This is a genomic window from Armatimonadota bacterium, assembly GCA_016223145.1.
Taxonomy (GTDB): Bacteria; Armatimonadota; Fimbriimonadia; order Fimbriimonadales; family Fimbriimonadaceae; genus Nitrosymbiomonas.
In genome coordinates this window covers 42,701-58,913 of record JACRPN010000015.1, presented here as the reverse complement: position 1 = coordinate 58,913, position 16,213 = coordinate 42,701, and the positions used below count along the sequence as shown (strand labels likewise).

Below are 16,213 nucleotides of genomic sequence, written 5' to 3'. Positions count from 1 at the left end.
CAACGTGATCCCCTTTGTCCCTTGTTCCTCAGTCCCTCACGGGCTCTCAATCTCAATCCCGCAGCGTGCTGAGAGTTCGTCGAGCAACATCTCGTAGGGCACTTCGATCCCGTTGCGCGACCAGCCGATCGGCACCCGGACCCTCGCCGAGACAATGTGCGCCGGGGGGGCAATGGTCGCCGTCGCAGCCTTCATCTGGACCGAAAGACGGTCGCCGCGCATCTTCATCGCCATCACGTCCTTGTAGCGATAGACTTTCATCGAGTTTCCCTTGTGAACCTCAAAACGGTCTTTGTGAAGGATGTACTCGACGCCTGCCGCGCCCACATGCATGATCTCAGCGATCGCGCTCTTTCCCACACCCAGCAGGACTTCGGCGGCATCCATCAGGTCTTTCTGGATGGTTCGCGTTCCCTCTCTGCGCAGGATGCTGCCGGATTGTCGCGCCGCCTCCTTGCGCAGGTGTCCTGCTCCGTGGCTCAGCCATTTCACCGCTTCAGCCGGCCGGTATCGGATGACGTCCATCGCATTGGCATTATGGAGCGTCTTGCAATGGACCGAGCGATGGTCGGGACCTATGCTGGATCTGGCAGGATTGTCGCCACGCCCTGAAACGAGGCCATTTCGCCACGCTCGTCCAAGATTGGAGCTACTCGGTCCCTAATCCAGTAGAAACGATCGCCAGACTTGGTTTGTATTCGAAACCGGCGCTCGCAGGGTGCCTTCGTGCTGACCATGCGATCGGTCTGCTCCGTCACCGATGGTAGGTCATCTGGGTGGAGCCTCGTCATCCACAGGGACGGGTCGTCGATGAACTCCTGCCCTTCATATCCGAGAATCTCGGTGACCTTCTGGCTCACGAAGTCCACCTTGCCCCGCATGGCATCCTCGGTGAGATGCACGACATAAACGATGTCATCGAGGGCCTCCACGAGACCCCTGTACCGCTCCTCGGACTTCCGCCTTTCCATCGCGATTTGCCTTTCCTCGGTGACATCTCGGATCAGTGCCAAAACAAACAAGCCATCAGGAGCGTGGATCGGGCTGAGCGTGATCCTGACCGCCACCTCGCTGGCGTCTTTTCTCAGTGCCCACAGATCGCCACCCTGCCCCATTGGCCGAGTGTATGGGTCTTCCTGATAGCGCCTAACGTGCCTTTCATGGACAAAGCGCAAGCGTTCGGGGATCAGGTCGGCGATCGGCCGTCCCACCAGGTCACTGCGGCTGTAACCGAACAGTTCTTCAACCTGCTTGTTCGCCAAGATGATTTGGTCAAAGGGGTCCACGAGCAGCACCGCATCGGGGATCGCCTCGATCACACCCAGCAACAATCGGTGGGCTGCTTCGGCAGGGGCGTCGTCGGTAGCGTGAACAAAGCCGTGGTCGGGAACTTCTTCTAGCTGGCGCTGAAGGTGAAGGAACGTGCTGCGGAGTCTCATGCTGGGTCCTGGATCGCCAGAGGGCGCGAAGCCTGCCGGTAAGGACGTTCGTACTCTGGAATTGGTGTCCAAGCTCCAGAAGTCCTTCAAGTAGGGTGGAACTCCGCCTACGACAATCCGTTAGTCCTTCCCGGACTGGGGCGAGAGCTGCCATGCCATAATCTGGGTTCGCATGACGGCCGCGCCGACTCAAGACACACGCTTTCGAGTGACCGAGGAACAAGCCAGACAATTGGCCTCTGAGTTCGGAACACCCCTCTACGTGCTTTCTGAGTCTGGGTTCGAAAAGCGCATCGAACGATTTCAGTCTTCGCTGAAGAAGCTGTGGCCCAACGGCGAAGTGTCCTTTGCAACCAAGGCGAATTCGACCTATGCGCTGCTGGCCATCGCTGCAAACCAGGGATGTCGGCTCGACGGTGCATCGGAAGGCGAGGTCAGGGCGGCGCTAGCGGCGGGGGCCGACCCCAGAAGGGTCTATCTGCACGGCAACAACAAGTCGCGCGCCGAGATCGAACTGGCCGTCACCCTGGGCCTGGGCCAGATCGTCGCGGACAACTTTCGAGAGCTGGAAGCGATCGCGGACGTCTTCGCCAAGTCGCCTTCCGGCTACCGTCCGGGTATCGCCATCCGCTTGGCGCCCGGTGTTGACCCCCAGACCCACGAAAAGATCTCGACAGGACAGGCCGACACCAAGTTTGGATTCAATATCGGCGACGGCTCGGCAGAACGCGCCACGGTCCGCGCCCTCGAACTGGGTCTTCACGTAATCGGCTACCACTGCCACGTCGGCTCGCAGCTTCTGGATGCGGACGCCCAGCGTGGCGGCGCTGAGCTCATCGCGGAGTTTGCAGCCCGAATGAAGGCCCAACACGGCGTCGAGACCACCTGGCTCAACGTCGGAGGTGGACTCGGAATCCAATATCTCGATTCCGACGAAGTCATGCCGATCGAGCAATACGTCGGTGAGATCGTCGCAGGAGTTCAGGCGGGGCTCGCCGGTTCGGGCCTCGATCCATTGCTCATCTTGGAACCGGGCCGGGCGCTCGTCGGCGAGGAAGGCCTAACGCTCTATGAGGTCGGCGTCATCAAGGACGTGCCCCTGAAGGACGGCTCGACCCGCACCTATGTTTGCGTAGACGGCGGCCTGGCCGATAACCCGCGCCCGACGATGTACGGAGCGCGCTACACGGTGCGGCGTGCGGCCAGGGGGAGCGAGACCAGGACGGCCAATCCGGGCGAGAGGCTCTACACGGTCAGCGGGCGGCATTGTGAGACCGACAAGCTTTTTGCAGACGTCTCCTTGCCCGCCGACCTTGCCGAGGGCGATCTGCTCCAGGTGCTCTGCACCGGCGCCTACAGTTCCTCGATGGCGAGCAACTACAACCGCTACCCAAGACCCGCGACGGTGCTGGTTCGGAAGGACGGATCGTTCGCGCTGGTTCAAAAGCGCGAGTCGTTCGAGGAGATGGGCGCAAGGGAAGTGATCCCCTCGGATCTTGGGGCCAAACGATGAACGTAGACCCTGTTTTCTTCTTCGTCACGATCCTCGTGCTGATTTTCGCGATAAGCATCCACGAGTTCGCCCATGCGAAAATGGCCGATGCCGCCGGCGACCCCACTCCCCGGCTGCAAGGGCGCGTGACCCTGAACCCGCTCGCGCACCTCGACCCGATGGGCACCATGATGATGGTGTTCACCACGCTCACCGGGTTTGGCATCGGGTGGGGAAGACCTGTGCAGGTGAACCCTACGAAGATGCGAAACCCCAGGTGGGACCATTTCGCATCTGTGGCTGCGGGGCCTGCGTCGAACCTGCTTCAGGCGGTGGTCTACGCGATCGCGCTCCGGCTGGTGAACCAGATGGACGGGGTACGCGAGGGTGCGGCGATGCACGCCGCAAGCGGCGGGCTGCCCGTGGTCTATTTGCTGCTGGTGATGGGCGTGCTGATCAACGTCAGCCTATGCCTGTTCAACCTGATTCCCCTTGGTCCGCTGGACGGGCACTGGCTGGTCGGGGCTTTCATGCCCGAGCCCATGCGCATCCGGTGGTACATGTGGAACCGCCAGGTTGGGGGCTTTCTGTTTATCGGCCTGGTGTTGATTGGGCAGTTCAACCGTGAACTCAACTTTTTGCGCTTGGTGCTCTTCCCGATGACGGAACGGATCTTCTCCTTCCTTGTAGGCATCCCATGAGCGAAAAACGGCGGATCCTCAGCGGCATGCAGCCCACCAACTCGCGGCTGCACCTGGGCAACTATGAGGGCGCCCTTCGCAACTGGGTGGAGCTTCAGCAGGACAACAAGCTCTATTGCTGTGTGGTGGACTGGCACTCCCTGACGACGATGTTCGAGAACCCGAGCGAGATCGCCGGCAACGCCCGCGAGGTCGCCAAAGACTATGTGGCCGCCGGGATCGACCCGGATCGCTCCTCCATCTTCATCCAGTCGCACGTCAAGGAGCACGCCGAGCTTCACCTTCTGCTCAGCATGGTCACCCCGCTGGGTTGGCTGGAGCGGGTGCCGACGTTCAAGGAGAAGCGCCAGCAGCTTCAAGCCGAGACGGAGCCCTACGGCCTCTTGGGCTATCCCGTGCTCCAGGCCGCCGACATCCTGCTCTATAAGCCCTATGGTGTGCCTGTCGGAAAGGACCAGGCGCCGCATCTTGAAATCTCCCGAGAGATCGGGCGAAGGTTCAACCACCTGTACGGCGAGGTGTTCCCGGAGTTCGTGAACATCATCCCGAAGGATGAACTTAGGGCCAAGGTGCCCGGTCTGGACGCGGACGAGAACGGGCAGCTCAGGAAGATGTCCAAGTCCTACAACAACTGCATCTATTTGAACGACACCCCGGAGGAGACCGCCAAAAAGATCCAAAGCGCCTTCACGACCCCGACGAAGATGCGAAAGACCGACCCGGGAGTGCCCGAGGGCTGCGCGGTGTGCCAGTACCTGCGGCTGTATTCCAAGGATTGGCAGGTTCAGTGGGAGGAGGATCGTGAAGGGGTCCGCGGGTGTGTGCAAAACAAGCGTGAGCTGACCGAGGCGATCAACGAGTACCTGCGGCCCATCCGCGAGCGCCGAAACTCTATCACCGACAGCGACATCGAGGCCATCCTGACGAAGGGCGCCGCCGAAGCGCGCGAATTCGCGGCGAAGACGATGGATGAAGTCAGGGCGGCCATGGGGAGCAGGTGAAGTGCACGCTCTCGAACTCCTGGGCCAGTCCCGTGGTGAACAGCTTGGGAAGGAGGGGGCTTTCACACAGAGAACGCAGAGAGAACGCAGAGACGCAAAGGGTGATAGTCCATTGACCGAGAACGAGATAACCCGCGAGATCATCGACGCGGCGATCACGGTTCATTCAGCCGTTGGGCCCGGACTTTATGAAAGCGTCTACGAAGCGCTGCTGGCGTTTGAGCTTGACAGGCGGGGTTTTGACGTTGAGACCCAGCGAGGGATTCCCGTGGTCTATGAGGACGTCAAGCTTGCAGAGGGCTTTCGGTGCGATCTGATCGTGGAAGGAAAGGTGATTGTCGAGATCAAGTCGGTCGAGGCTCTCGCCCACATCCACTTTTGCCAGCTCCTCACCTATCTTCGGCTGGCAGACAAGCGAGTAGGGCTCTTGATCAACTTCAACGTGCCAAAGCTCACGGACGGGATCAAACGCATCGTCAACAAACTGCCCGAGCCGCCAATAGCACAATCGACACCCACCGCGTCCTCTGCGAATCCTCTGCGTCCTCAGCGTGAGAGCACGGAACGGGAGGGCAGAGAAGTGAACGAGGAAAGAAGGTCACATCGGTGAGCTCGAAGATGCGAGAGATCAAAGCCGTCTTCTTCGACCTTGATGACACACTGTGCGCCTATTGGGAGGCCGCCAAACAGGCGCTGGGGATCACCTTTGAGCGCTTTGCCCCCGAGGGCCATTCCGCCGAAAGCATGATCGCCCTTTGGTCGCGCGAGTTCGACGGCTATTGCCACGGGATCAAGAAGACCCCCTGGTACGAGCCCTATTTGAAATCCGGGGAACCCACAAGAACGGAGCTCATGCGGCTCACCTACCTCGCGGCCGGCATTGACGATCCAAAGCTCGCGCGCGAAGTCGGTGACTTCTACGCTGTCCAGCGCCGATCGGCTCTCCAACTCTTCGACGATGCCCTCCCCGCTCTCGACAAGCTCGAAGGGCGCTTCTATCTCGGGATGATCACCAACGGCCCGGCCGACGTTCAGCGCGAGGAGGTCGTCGACCTTGGCCTCGAACCCAGGTTCCAGAGCATCCTGATCGAGGGTGAGCTCGGCTTCGGCAAGCCCCTTGAGGAGATTTTCCGTCTGGCCGAGCGCGAGTCGGGATGTTCCTCCCGCGAGTGCCTTTTCATCGGCAACAGCTTCGCCCACGACATCCTTCCCGCCATCAGGGCGGGGTGGAAGACCGTCTGGGTCCGTAGGGAGTCCGACGTTCCTCCCAGCCGCAACGGTGAGGGCGCACGGCTGGAAGACCTCCCGCCAGGCACACCCGAACCCGATATGATCGTCGAGTCGCTCGATCCGGTCGTTGAGGCGCTCTTAGGGCAGAAATAGCCGGCCCAACGGTCCGAAAGTCCTGTGCCAAAAGGAATCTTTGGGCCCAGATTCGAAGTAGTTAGGGCTATGCGTCTTGTCCGCGCCCCCTTAGTCGTCGGCTTCAGCCTGTGCCTCTCCGCCACGCTGCTTGCCCAGTACCCTGGCTCGCAGCCCGTTCCGGATAAGTTCAAGAAGGGGTTTGACGCCATCACTATGGACGCAGGCAAGGCGATTCTGAGCTATCTCGCGGGACCCGAGTGCCAAGGGCGCGGCTCGGGCCAGGACGGCTATCAGAAGGCTGCGAACTTCTCCGCGGCGCGCTTCAAAGAGTACGGCCTGAAGCCGATGGGCGACAACGGAACCTACTTCCAGAATGTGCCCTTTTCGAGGTCAAGGGTGGATCCGCTGCAAAGTGGCATCGACGCGGGAGCCACCAGGATCCAGGGGCTGAGGGTCACCGGTAGCGTAGCCGACTTCGATAAGTCGGCAGACGTTGTCTTCGTTCAAGTGACCGGCTCGAAGAAGACGATGGACTCGACCGACGCCCTGAAGGACAAGATCGTCGTGGTCGCGGCATCCTCCGACAACACCGGGCTCCGAAGCCAGCTTCGCATCAGCGACGCCATCGCCGTTTTCACCATCAACCCGAAAGCCGGGCCGGCTGGTGCATGGAGCAACGCCAGACCTCTTCAGGGCGGACGCACTGGAGGCTCCTCGGCCAACCGGCCGAGCAACAGCCCCTTCGCCAGCCAGCTTCGCGCCGACCTAACCCCGGCAGAAGCCAAGGCGCTGGCCCAGGCGGTCGGGGTGGACCCTCTAATGACCGTCATCGATGAGGCTGCGGCTGAGGGCGAGAAGTCGTCAAGCGGCAACAAGCAGATTCATGTCTTGGCCAAGTCTGAGACGCAAGAGTTTGGGGTGCCAAACGTGGTCGGGATGATCGAGGGCTCTGATCCGACGCTGAAGGCCGAATTCGTGGGTATCGGCGGGCATCTGGACCACATGGGGGTCAACGCCCAGGGCGTCGTCTATCCGGGCGCAGATGACGACGGGTCCGGTTCGACGGCGGTCATGCTGGTCGCCAAGGCCTATCGCGACAGCGGCATCAAGCCCAAGCGAAGCATTCTGTTCATGCTGTTTTGCGCTGAGGAAATGGGCTTGATCGGGTCGCGCTACCTGGCGAACAACCCGATGGTCCCGCTGGACAAGATGATCGCCGAGTTCCAGATGGACATGGTGGGGCGCGACTCCGAGGGCGTCCAGAATGGCGATCGCAACCGAGTGGACAAGCTTGAGGAGAACCACGACACGATTCGGCTGGTCGGCAGCAAGCGCATCTCCACCGAGCTCGATGCGATGATCCAGGATCTGAACACCAAGTACGTCAACTTCAAGTTCAAGTACGACGCCGAGGACGTCTACACCCGGAGCGACCACTACAACTTCGCGGCCAAAGGCATTCCGATCGCGTTCCTCTTCGACGGATTCCACCCGGACTACCACCGCCCGACCGACACCGTGGACAAGATCAACTTTGAGAAGCTGACCAACGCGGCCAAGCTTTTCTTTCTGGCGACTTCGTTCGCGGCAGACCGCGAGAAACCGTTCGCGAAGGATGTGGCTCAGGGTGGCGGTTTGGAGCCGGCGGGCAAACCCCTATGACCGCCCCGAACTCAAAGCCCTGAGCTCGAGCCGGGCTCGCACCTTCGCGATTTCTGGGGTGAGGTTCTTGCCTGGGCAAGTCGTTTGGGCGAAGTCCTTGTGGGCCCCAACCTTCGACGGCGGCACGTGATACTTGGCCGCGAGGTGGACCACCATCGCATCCAGGGAGCGGATTTGCGCTCCACTCGGCTCTTCCTCTTCCAGATTTCCCTCCAAACAGATCAGCAGGTGGCCTGTGGGGTCATATTCGGTGTTGGTGTCACCTGCCAGCTTGGGATCGCGGCACTCGGCGATCGTCCCATCGCGCCCGATGTACCAGTGGTAGGGGATATCCGGCCAGGGCGGCTTGTCCTTTCCGCCCGCAAGCTTATCTTGCCGCTGGCTGAACGCCTGCAAGGCTCGCAGCTTCTGCGGTAGCGTCCGGGTTAGGTCGGTGGGCACTCCGGCGTGGTGAATGGTGATGCGAGAAGGGATGTGCTCCCGCCACGGCGCGATGGGAGGCTTGGCGCCCCACTCTGCTCTCGCCAGGATAGAAGGCGCCTTTTGAGGGGGCGAACTGAGCAGAGCATCTCCCAACGCCACGGTCAGAATCAACGTCGCAAGCATGGCCAAGAGGAGCATACCGGAGGGTACGCGCTTACAGGGGCTGAGTACGGCGGCTTCGCAGCGGGTCGCAGGATTGGGATACGCCTTGGCCTTAGGAGTCGTGCGTGACCGCTGACATGGCGGCGGCAGCACCGGAATTGCCGTTTGTTACGGCCCTATCTGGCGGCCGACATCAGGCGCAACTCCCGATCGCGGCGCTCCATTTTCACTCCCGGAGCCTCCCAAGCACTCCGGGTCTGCGCAGATGGCCCATCGGGCTGCCTAACGCCAAAGTATCCCAGTACATAAGCTGGGAAACGTCCTTTGTCAGGCAATTGTCAAATGGAACAACGATATTTGCTTGTGACAAGTAATTGTTCCAGTATTGACTTGAATACAGGTACTCCTACCTGTATTGGAATTTGGCAATGGCACAAGTAGCGTCGTATCCTGTCATCGTTTCCTGCTAAGGGCGCAAGTCCAAAGCCGGGAGGGTGATTGGATATGAAATTGAAAACTCTTGCTTTTTCGATGTTGCTTGGCGCGACGGCTTTGGCCTCCGCTGACGTGTTGACCGTTGGCTTAACCATCTCGGGCGACATGCCCAGCATGGATGGCTATGGCGATTCGGACAACATGGTGTTCGGCATCGACATGAACGCCGTGTTCTCGGGCTATGGCAACTACCAGAACTTCGTGCTCACGGGCCTTGGCTGGGACGTTACCCTGACGGCGACGGCCCCTAGCTGGCTGTCGGAACTGGCTGCAGCTTTCGAGAGCTCGTCCCAAGCGGACGGTGTGTATCTCCGTCCGGGTGCCGGAAACAACTTCGGCGGAACGGGCAGCTACTCGTCTGGTGGAATCGTCGACCTCGTTGGCCCCGGCCTGACCGTAGTCCTGGATGCCGACAACATCCTGCGCCTGGAGTTCTATGAGTCGTTCAACGACTTCGCTGACGCTCAGGACGGCTTTTGGCATGACGGTAGCAGGCTGGACCTGCAGTTCAATGCCGACCTCGTGCCGGAGCCCGCTTCGATGGCTGTGCTCGGCCTCGGTGCGCTCGCTCTGATCCGACGCCGCAAGTAAGCGGATAGACGGTACTCCAAAAAGACATAAAGACTGAGCCCCCATCGGCATACTGCCGATGGGGGCTCAGTCGTTTGCATTGCCTCACAATCTGCACCGAGATGCAGGAGCGGACTTCGTTACTTCTCTTCCTTGAACTCCGCGTCGATCACGTCGCCTTCGGACGAGCCTTTTTCGGCGCCAACGCCGGCGGTAGGTGGCGTGCCTGCTGAATCGTCCGACCCGTCGGACTCATCAGACTCCGATCCAGCTGAGGCGCTAGCGTGCTCATAGAGCTTTGCGGCCAATTGGTGGCTCTCCGCCTCCAGGACCTTGAACGCCGCTTCGATGTCGTCGTCGCTGCCGCTTGCGATCGCCTTGCGTAGCTCGGCGATCTTCTCCTCGACACTCTGCCGTTCTGCCTCGGTGACCTTATCGCCAAGGTCCTTGATCGACTTCTCGGTGTTGTAGCAGAGGTGCTCGGCCTTGTTACGAAGCTCCGCCGCGTCCTGTGCCTTGCGATCCGCTTCGGCGTTCATCTCGGCTTCCTTCACCATGCGGTCGATCTCGTCGCGGTTCAGGTTGCCCGAGCCCGTGATCGTGATCCGTTGCTGGTTGCCTGTGCCCTGATCTTTGGCGCTCACGTTCAGGATGCCGTTGGCGTCGATGTCGAAGGTGACCTCAATCTGCGGCACGCGCGCCGGCGCCGGCGGAATCCCTCCCAGGTGGAACCGACCCAGGCTCTTGTTGTCGCGCGCCAAGGGCCTCTCGCCCTGAAGGATGTGGATCTCGACCTCCGGCTGGTTGTCGACCGCCGTGGTGTACGTGCGGCTCTTGCGGCAGGGGATCGTCACGTTGCGCTCGATGATCTTGTCGTAGATGCCGCCCTGGGTTTCAACGCCCAGCGAGAGCGGAGTGACGTCCAGGAGGACGATGTCCTTGCCAAACTCACCGGCGAGGATTCCGCCCTGGATGGCCGCGCCGATCGCAACCACCTCGTCCGGATTCACCGTTCGATTGGGCTCCTTGCCGGTCAGCTTCTTGACGAGCTCCTGAACCATCGGCATGCGCGTCGCGCCACCGACCAGCACGATCTCGTCGATCTCGGCGGTCTTCATCTTGGCGTCCTCGAGCGCGGCCTGGAAGGGTTTCTTGATGCGGTCCATGAGGCCGGCGCACATCTCTTCGAACTTGGCGCGCGTCAGCGTGGTGCTGATGTGCTTGGGCTCGTTGTCGATCGCCGTGATGTAGGGAATCTCGATCTGGGCCGTGACCTGGGAGCTTAGCTCGACCTTCGCCTTTTCGGCGGCCTCCCGGAGGCGCTGCAAGGCGGGGCGATCCTTCAGCAGATCGACGCCCTGGTCCTTTTTGAACTCCGAGGCAAGCCAGTCCACGACCTTCTGGTCGAAGTCGTCGCCACCCAAATGGCTGTCGCCGGCGGTGGATTTGACTTCAAAAACGCCTTCGCCAACGTCGAGGACCGAGACGTCGAAGGTGCCACCGCCCAGGTCGAAGACGAGGATGGTCTCGTTGGCCTTCTTGTCGAGCCCGTAGGCAAGGGATGCGGCCGTGGGCTCGTTGATGATGCGGAGCACCTCGAGGCCCGCGATCTCCCCGGCGTTCTTGGTGGCGGTGCGCTGGGCGTCGTTGAAATAGGCGGGTACGGTGATGACGGCCTTGGTGACGGTATCGCCGAGATAGGCTTCTGCGTCGGCTTTCAGCTTCTGCAAGATCATGGCGCTGATCTCTTCGGGCGTGAAGTCCTTGTCGAGCGCGGGGATGTTGGCGATGGCCATGCCCTTGCGGTCGGCCTTGATCCTGTAGGGGATGCGGCCCGCCTCTTCCTTCACTTCGTCGATCTTGTGCCCCATGAAGCGCTTGATCGAGAATACGGTGTTCTCGGGGTTGACCACGGCCTGGCGTTTGGCGGTGACGCCGACCAGGCGCTCGCCATTTGCTTTGAATCCGACGACGCTCGGGACGGTGCGCCCGCCCTCCGCGCTGGGGATGACGACGGGCTCTCCGCCTTCCATGACCGCGACGACGGAGTTCGTGGTTCCAAGGTCGATACCAACAGTTTTTGCCATTTTGAACCTGCTTCTTAGTCTTCTATACTAAAATATCTTGAGTCTTATAGACTCATGTACATGAACTAACGCCTATTGTACCAAATCCGTTCCGCGGATGGTCTGGAAATGGGACCATGGGATCAGCGGGAGGGGTGATGGGGGAAAGGGATGATGGGATGGAGGGATGAGGGGGTGAAGAGATGAAGGGATGGCGGGGCGAACTGAATGGAGGACGGGATAAACCCCGCCTTCTATTGGCCCCGCCCTCCTTTCTTCCCACAGCACCCACAACCCATCCTTCACAGACTTCTCCCTTGCTGCGACATCCGGCGAAGGGAGCTTTCCGCCACGGGGCCGCTCTCTACCCAAGCCCACCCTCAATCCCCGTGTGCCTCCGGATTCCGGGTCGAAGAAGCGAGTTCACAGAGACCTGAACAGGGCCTAAGGTCCCCCAAAGGTCCCGATCTCCGAACACGATGCCGATACTTGCAGTAAATTAGGTTACAGAGTCCCGAGGACGGAGAAATATCGATCCCATAATTCGTCCTTAGGGTTCGTGGAGCGTGTCCTATGTCCGGAAGCCTGAAACTTGGTGTCATGTTGATCCTCGGCGTGATCGCCGTCGGTTTGGCGATCAGCATCATCAAGAGCGTGATGGCGCTCATCACCCCGCTCGCCATCGTTCTCGGCATCGGCTTGGTGATCTACGGGTTGATCAACCGCAGCGCCCTTGGCGGTGGCCGCCGGCGATACCTCCCGTAAGGCGTTTGTGCGATTTGAACGGGCCGTGGACTAAAGTCCACGGCCCGTTTTTTGTACCCGTCCAGGGAAATGGCGCGAACATGAATCCATGCGCGCTTTAGCGATTCCGTACGATTTCGTCCGGTCACATTCCCAGGCGCCGAATCGGATTACCCAGTGGAGGCCGAACGCTGGGGCTTTCAATAACTGGTCCCTCGGCTTCCCAAAAAGGAGCTAACAATGAACACCAGGATGGCGCTGATTGGCGCAGCCGGGCTGGCAATACTCTCTTCTGGCTCGGCATCCGCCTCCATTGTCATCACCACGGGCGGGGGCAACTTCGCCGGAGACGAGAACGTGCAGTTCAACCACAGTGGGCTGCCCAACAACGACTTCTTCGTTCAGGGCGTGACCAACGACAGCGCCCTGTACGTCGACTTCTACGATCCGGTCGAGGCCCTGCATGCCGACGGCGGCCAATCGCGAATCGAGCCACTCTCGGCGCCGGCACTCACCGACGTCACGATCTCCATGGCGAGCGAAGGGCTCAACTTCCTCACGCTCATCATCAATCTGGAGGTGGATCAGGACGGCAGCGTGACCTTCACGACCCACCGAAAGGCCGGCGCGGACGACGTGCAGACCTTTGCCGTGTCTGATCACGGCAACAACAAGTTCCGTGTCGAGGCGGTGGCGGATGAAATGATCTGGGTGCGGCTGACATCCTCAGACGCAGACATTCAGGACGTCCAGCAAGTGCGAATCGGCGGATTCGTTCCTGAGCCGGCAAGCCTGGCGTGCCTTGGGATTGGTCTGCTGATGTTGCGGCGTCGCGGTCTGAAGTGAGCGAGCGGCCCTGGCCGGCCCCGAATGCCGGAGGGCCCTAATTGCTGGAGGTTGGCGAGAACCTGTTCGTGTCCCTCCGCCATCGGCAGACTGTCGGGTGGCGGGGGGCCGAACTGGTTTTCAGGATGTCCGCCGACGCAAAGCAAAGAGGACGAGCCATCCAAGCGCGAGCGCCGCTGCTCCGGAGGGTTCCGGCACGATCCCTTGGCGCCAGTCCACGCCGGACTCCGACCAAAACGAGGGGTTGACCCGGTTGCCTTGAGCGTCGAAGATGCCGCCCATGCCGTTCCAATAGGCCGTGTGCGAGAAGTCCAGGGTGCCCTCTACGGTCCCCTCCAACAGACTCGAGTTCTGCGCGTCGAAATAGGCCTCGAGGTTCATTCGCAGGAGAAACGGCTGGCCATAGATGAACTCGAGCTGCACTTCGGTCAGCGGTTGGTTTAGCTCATCGCCGGAATACCAAACGTCGCCAAACTCATCACTGTGCCAGTCGCCGAACCACCCGCCGACCAAAAAGCTGCCGCCCCCGTCCGTGCTCGTCCCGATCCAAGAATCCCAGAACCCGTACACGTACGCGTCGCTGTAGATGTCTCCCGAAGCGTAGCCGCCTGTCAGGTTGAAAGCGGCGTTCCCAAAAACGCGGAGGCTCGCGGTAAAGTGGCCGACCGTGCCATCGAGATTGGGATCCGAAATCACGACGGTGTCGGTCCAGTGCGTCCATGAATCGGCCATTAGGGTCGCGGCTGGACTTGTCGAGTTGAGCGAGTCCCAATGCGCATAGGCCGAATTGATGCCTGGGGCGATTCGTGCCCTCGCAACCGCGTTGCCCGTCGTACCGGCAACGGACGCTTCCTTGAGGTCGGGGTCGTTTTCGACGTAGATTTCGTCATACCCCTCGTCCACCATCGCGCGGACGTTGGTGACGTAGGTCAGGCCCTGGGCGCCCACAGAGCAGGCGGCAACGAGAGCAGCAAGCAAATACAAACACTTTTTCACGAATTCACTCCTCCAAAACACAGAGGCTACATGCCTCCAAACTTGATACAAAGATTATAGGGAGAACTTTCATCACTGAAAATGGACAAAGAAGTGTTCTTTGGCGTGTCCCTGCGAGAGCGCGTTGACATTCTGGAGAGGTTTCGCTATGCTTCCAACATGGACCCCAAGGATCTGCCCGATCCTGAGGACATCGAGCGCGTCAGGCGTTGGGAACAGGAAGTCCCTCAGCATCGCGAACCTGGATTTGTGGCCGACCAGATTGTCGGCGGCTTGGGGATGCTGGCGTCTTTGTGTGCCGGTGGTGTGTTGCTGACAGCCGCTGCGACGCTCTCTGAGCGACAGAAGTCCATGGACAGCTTTTGGCGTGGCTCGATGCCTGGCGTTGAAACTTCGTTCCCGCGACCGGTCGACGACGGCTCCGTTATCGCGCTTGTCGCTTTCGGGATTTTTCTCTCTGCGCTTCAGTTTGTCGCCTGCATTGGCGTCTATCGCTCAAGGTCTTGGGGCTTGTGGTTCATCTTGTTCGGCACCGTGCTAAGTCTATTGATGTCGGTAGTGTCTCCATCACCCAATCCCGTTGGTGTGGCGCTCACGGTTGCCCTGGGCTTCTATTGCTTCCTTCGAGTGACTGGGGGCGTCGGACCCAAACCGACCTGACCCTGCGGCCGAGGTTCACAGCACCACCCGCCTCGTTCCACACGTCCATAATGCGGTAGGGGCGCGGCGCTCCTTCAAGAGGGCAAGATGGCGGAAGAGCAAGAGTGGCGTGAGAAGGTCGAACAATATGCGGCGCCGGTAGCGCTTGGGGCGGCATTCCTCAGTGGCATCACGCAGTGCATCTCCGCCTCAAACACCCTTCAACCCTGGGTGCTCTATCCCGCGCTCGCGCTCTGGGCTCTGGCTGCAGGCCTCGGTTGGGCGAACACCAACATGCCGATCTTCGTCGTGGGGGCAGCGGGAGGCTATTCCGTGGCGATCCGGCTCTTTCTTCCCCTTTCGTTCTCGGCCACCTTCGGCTGGCCACGGCTGCTGATCTTGCTGCTCGGGCTTGGCGGGCTCTACTGGTTCACCCGGCAGGAGTTTATGGACCGCCTGGTCTATGCAGGAATGCTGGTGGCGGCGGCCATCCCACTGGTCTTGTAGGATCTGCAAGACACCAGTGACTGGTGAACAGGGGTAGTCGACACAATGCAACCGCTGGGGTGAGCGAAGGTGGCGTTGTGATGGTGATTACCTACTTTTTTGTTTGTCACACCGGGTGGCAGATCGATCAATTCTCTATTGAGAGTGATCACTATGCTTTGCACGAAAAGGGCATTCGTTCGACTATCAATCTCTATCGCGGCTACATCCGCCGCTGTGCCGGCGCTGGCCTCTGCGAGCTTCTTCGATGCAGCTAACGCTGCTGCCAACACCTCCGAGCGCAACGCATGGCTTACAGCGTGCGGCGTCACGTCCGGCCAATACTTCGAGGACTTCGAGGCCATTGCCGTCGGTACAAACCTCCATGGACAAACTGGTCTGCTGCCTGGCGGCCTCGTGATCTGGGACACCTCGACGGCGCATGCTGCCTTCGTCCAAAGCTCGAGCTCGTTCTTTGGCGGCAACCTTCCGCTTGATACTCGCGGGGTTGCCCACAACGAGCAAGCCTATCTGGAGCTCGACTTTACTGCCGCACCCGTGGACTACGTTGCCGGATTTGACCTTGACCACACGGGCACAGTGCTGATCGTCACCTTCATTGACGACACGACTGAACAGACGAATCTGGATTCGGCACAGCCCGCTGAGTTCTGGGGAGTCTGGCGTAACGACAAACCGAGAATCAAACGGATTCAACTGGATTCCAGCGGGGACCACGAGTGGGGCATCGACAACCTGGAATATGGGGTGGTTCCCGAGCCTGCAACACTCTGCACGCTGGGCATCGGCGCGTTTGCCATTGCGCGAAGGCGCAGGGTGTGACACAACCCGTTCAAGTCAGCGAATCGGGCCGGAGCGTTCGCCTCGGCCCGATAAGTGTTTGGGTCTTCTTCGCGTCCTTTGCGTGAGATCCGGTGGCCCCCCGCTGGTCTCGTCGTCTTCGGGCGGCTGCGCCCAAACTACCGATGAGGTAGAAGAACCACCCGAAGGAAGATGCGTCGTGTGTTTAGGGCGCCCTGCGACACAATGACGCAGCTTTGAAGGGGTGGCCTGCCCGGCAAATGTACGGGCAATTCTCTTGAGGGGCCCGGGAGCGCTCGGCACT

At 60.4% G+C, this 16,213-nt stretch carries 17 protein-coding genes; 12 read left to right on the top strand and 5 right to left on the bottom strand.

Annotation, left to right across the window (positions count from 1 at the left end; all coding sequences use genetic code 11):
* Positions 1–36: 36 nt before the first annotated feature.
* Positions 37–525 (bottom strand): hypothetical protein, encoded by a 489-nt coding sequence (locus tag HZC36_14385; GenBank protein MBI5708166.1) that lies wholly within the window; start codon positions 523–525, stop codon positions 37–39.
* A 50-nt stretch (positions 526–575) separates the two neighbouring features.
* Positions 576–1,439: a PAS domain S-box protein gene (locus HZC36_14380; GenBank protein ID MBI5708165.1), complete on the bottom strand. Its 864-nt coding sequence runs from the start codon at positions 1,437–1,439 to the stop codon at positions 576–578.
* Between the two features lie 172 nt (positions 1,440–1,611).
* On the opposite strand from HZC36_14380, the gene lysA reads away from it, so the two are divergent.
* The 6 genes from lysA (at position 1,612) to HZC36_14350 (ending at position 7,660) form a co-directional block, all read left to right on the top strand.
* Positions 1,612–2,952 (top strand): diaminopimelate decarboxylase, encoded by a 1,341-nt coding sequence (lysA, locus tag HZC36_14375; protein ID MBI5708164.1) that lies wholly within the window; start codon positions 1,612–1,614, stop codon positions 2,950–2,952.
* Positions 2,949–3,632: a site-2 protease family protein gene (locus HZC36_14370; GenBank protein MBI5708163.1), complete on the top strand. Its 684-nt coding sequence runs from the start codon at positions 2,949–2,951 to the stop codon at positions 3,630–3,632. The genes lysA and HZC36_14370 overlap by 4 nt, the downstream gene beginning before the upstream one ends.
* Positions 3,629–4,633: a tryptophan--tRNA ligase gene (gene trpS, locus HZC36_14365; GenBank protein MBI5708162.1), complete on the top strand. Its 1,005-nt coding sequence runs from the start codon at positions 3,629–3,631 to the stop codon at positions 4,631–4,633. The genes HZC36_14370 and trpS overlap by 4 nt, the downstream gene beginning before the upstream one ends.
* Before the next feature lie 112 nt (positions 4,634–4,745).
* A complete protein-coding gene (locus tag HZC36_14360) occupies positions 4,746–5,243 on the top strand; it encodes a GxxExxY protein (GenBank protein MBI5708161.1) in 498 nt (165 codons plus the stop codon).
* Positions 5,240–6,016 (top strand): HAD family hydrolase, encoded by a 777-nt coding sequence (locus HZC36_14355; GenBank protein ID MBI5708160.1) that lies wholly within the window; start codon positions 5,240–5,242, stop codon positions 6,014–6,016. Before HZC36_14360 ends, HZC36_14355 begins: the two co-directional genes overlap by 4 nt.
* A gap of 69 nt (positions 6,017–6,085) precedes the next feature.
* Entirely contained in the window at positions 6,086–7,660 is a 1,575-nt protein-coding gene (locus HZC36_14350; GenBank protein MBI5708159.1) for a M20/M25/M40 family metallo-hydrolase, read from the top strand.
* Here HZC36_14350 and HZC36_14345 read toward each other — a convergent pair.
* Positions 7,655–8,266: an N-acetylmuramoyl-L-alanine amidase gene (locus tag HZC36_14345; protein ID MBI5708158.1), complete on the bottom strand. Its 612-nt coding sequence runs from the start codon at positions 8,264–8,266 to the stop codon at positions 7,655–7,657. The two genes, HZC36_14350 and HZC36_14345, sit on opposite strands and share 6 nt — an antisense overlap.
* A gap of 483 nt (positions 8,267–8,749) precedes the next feature.
* Between HZC36_14345 and HZC36_14340 the strand changes: the two genes are divergently transcribed.
* On the top strand, positions 8,750–9,331 hold the full coding sequence (locus HZC36_14340; GenBank protein MBI5708157.1) for a PEP-CTERM sorting domain-containing protein: 582 nt from the start codon (positions 8,750–8,752) through the stop codon (positions 9,329–9,331).
* 119 nt (positions 9,332–9,450) lie between these two features.
* Here HZC36_14340 and dnaK read toward each other — a convergent pair whose 3' ends face one another.
* On the bottom strand, positions 9,451–11,397 hold the full coding sequence (gene dnaK / locus HZC36_14335; protein MBI5708156.1) for a molecular chaperone DnaK: 1,947 nt from the start codon (positions 11,395–11,397) through the stop codon (positions 9,451–9,453).
* A 579-nt stretch (positions 11,398–11,976) separates the two neighbouring features.
* On the opposite strand from dnaK, the gene HZC36_14330 reads away from it, so the two are divergent.
* Both HZC36_14330 and HZC36_14325 read left to right on the top strand, forming a co-directional pair.
* The gene (locus HZC36_14330) at positions 11,977–12,141 is read left to right on the top strand and encodes a hypothetical protein (GenBank protein MBI5708155.1); all 165 of its coding nucleotides are present in this window, start codon (positions 11,977–11,979) and stop codon (positions 12,139–12,141) included.
* Between the two features lie 219 nt (positions 12,142–12,360).
* Entirely contained in the window at positions 12,361–12,966 is a 606-nt protein-coding gene (locus HZC36_14325; GenBank protein ID MBI5708154.1) for a PEP-CTERM sorting domain-containing protein, read from the top strand.
* Positions 12,967–13,086: 120 nt separating this feature from the next.
* On the opposite strand, the gene HZC36_14320 is transcribed toward HZC36_14325, so the two are convergent.
* On the bottom strand, positions 13,087–13,962 hold the full coding sequence (locus HZC36_14320; GenBank protein MBI5708153.1) for a hypothetical protein: 876 nt from the start codon (positions 13,960–13,962) through the stop codon (positions 13,087–13,089).
* A gap of 81 nt (positions 13,963–14,043) precedes the next feature.
* Here HZC36_14320 and HZC36_14315 point away from each other — a divergent pair, with 81 nt between their 5' ends.
* The 3 genes from HZC36_14315 to HZC36_14305 all read left to right on the top strand — a co-directional run bounded on the left by HZC36_14315 (position 14,044) and on the right by HZC36_14305 (position 15,930).
* Positions 14,044–14,622 carry a hypothetical protein gene (locus tag HZC36_14315; GenBank protein MBI5708152.1) on the top strand — a complete coding sequence of 193 codons (579 nt, stop codon included), beginning with the start codon at positions 14,044–14,046 and terminating at the stop codon, positions 14,620–14,622.
* An 87-nt stretch (positions 14,623–14,709) separates the two neighbouring features.
* The gene (locus tag HZC36_14310) at positions 14,710–15,108 is read left to right on the top strand and encodes a hypothetical protein (protein ID MBI5708151.1); all 399 of its coding nucleotides are present in this window, start codon (positions 14,710–14,712) and stop codon (positions 15,106–15,108) included.
* Positions 15,109–15,261: 153 nt separating this feature from the next.
* The gene (locus tag HZC36_14305; protein ID MBI5708150.1) at positions 15,262–15,930 is read left to right on the top strand and encodes a PEP-CTERM sorting domain-containing protein; all 669 of its coding nucleotides are present in this window, start codon (positions 15,262–15,264) and stop codon (positions 15,928–15,930) included.
* Positions 15,931–16,213 lie beyond the last annotated feature (283 nt).

Bases quoted from the DNA above. Each gene is read 5' to 3' on its own strand.
- HZC36_14380 (MBI5708165.1), bottom strand. From the start codon at position 1,439: ATGAGACTCCGCAGCACGTTCCTTCACCTTCAGCGCCAGCTAGAAGAA.
- HZC36_14385 (MBI5708166.1), bottom strand. From the start codon at position 525: ATGGACGTCATCCGATACCGGCCGGCTGAAGCGGTGAAATGGCTGAGC.
- HZC36_14345 (MBI5708158.1), bottom strand. From the start codon at position 8,266: ATGCTTGCGACGTTGATTCTGACCGTGGCGTTGGGAGATGCTCTGCTC.
- dnaK (MBI5708156.1), bottom strand. From the start codon at position 11,397: ATGGCAAAAACTGTTGGTATCGACCTTGGAACCACGAACTCCGTCGTC.
- lysA (MBI5708164.1), top strand. From the start codon at position 1,612: ATGACGGCCGCGCCGACTCAAGACACACGCTTTCGAGTGACCGAGGAA.
- trpS (MBI5708162.1), top strand. From the start codon at position 3,629: ATGAGCGAAAAACGGCGGATCCTCAGCGGCATGCAGCCCACCAACTCG.
- HZC36_14340 (MBI5708157.1), top strand. From the start codon at position 8,750: ATGAAATTGAAAACTCTTGCTTTTTCGATGTTGCTTGGCGCGACGGCT.
- HZC36_14325 (MBI5708154.1), top strand. From the start codon at position 12,361: ATGAACACCAGGATGGCGCTGATTGGCGCAGCCGGGCTGGCAATACTC.
- HZC36_14370 (MBI5708163.1), top strand. From the start codon at position 2,949: ATGAACGTAGACCCTGTTTTCTTCTTCGTCACGATCCTCGTGCTGATT.
- HZC36_14310 (MBI5708151.1), top strand. From the start codon at position 14,710: ATGGCGGAAGAGCAAGAGTGGCGTGAGAAGGTCGAACAATATGCGGCG.
- HZC36_14315 (MBI5708152.1), top strand. From the start codon at position 14,044: ATGGACAAAGAAGTGTTCTTTGGCGTGTCCCTGCGAGAGCGCGTTGAC.
- HZC36_14305 (MBI5708150.1), top strand. From the start codon at position 15,262: ATGCTTTGCACGAAAAGGGCATTCGTTCGACTATCAATCTCTATCGCG.
- HZC36_14330 (MBI5708155.1), top strand. From the start codon at position 11,977: ATGTTGATCCTCGGCGTGATCGCCGTCGGTTTGGCGATCAGCATCATC.
- HZC36_14350 (MBI5708159.1), top strand. From the start codon at position 6,086: ATGCGTCTTGTCCGCGCCCCCTTAGTCGTCGGCTTCAGCCTGTGCCTC.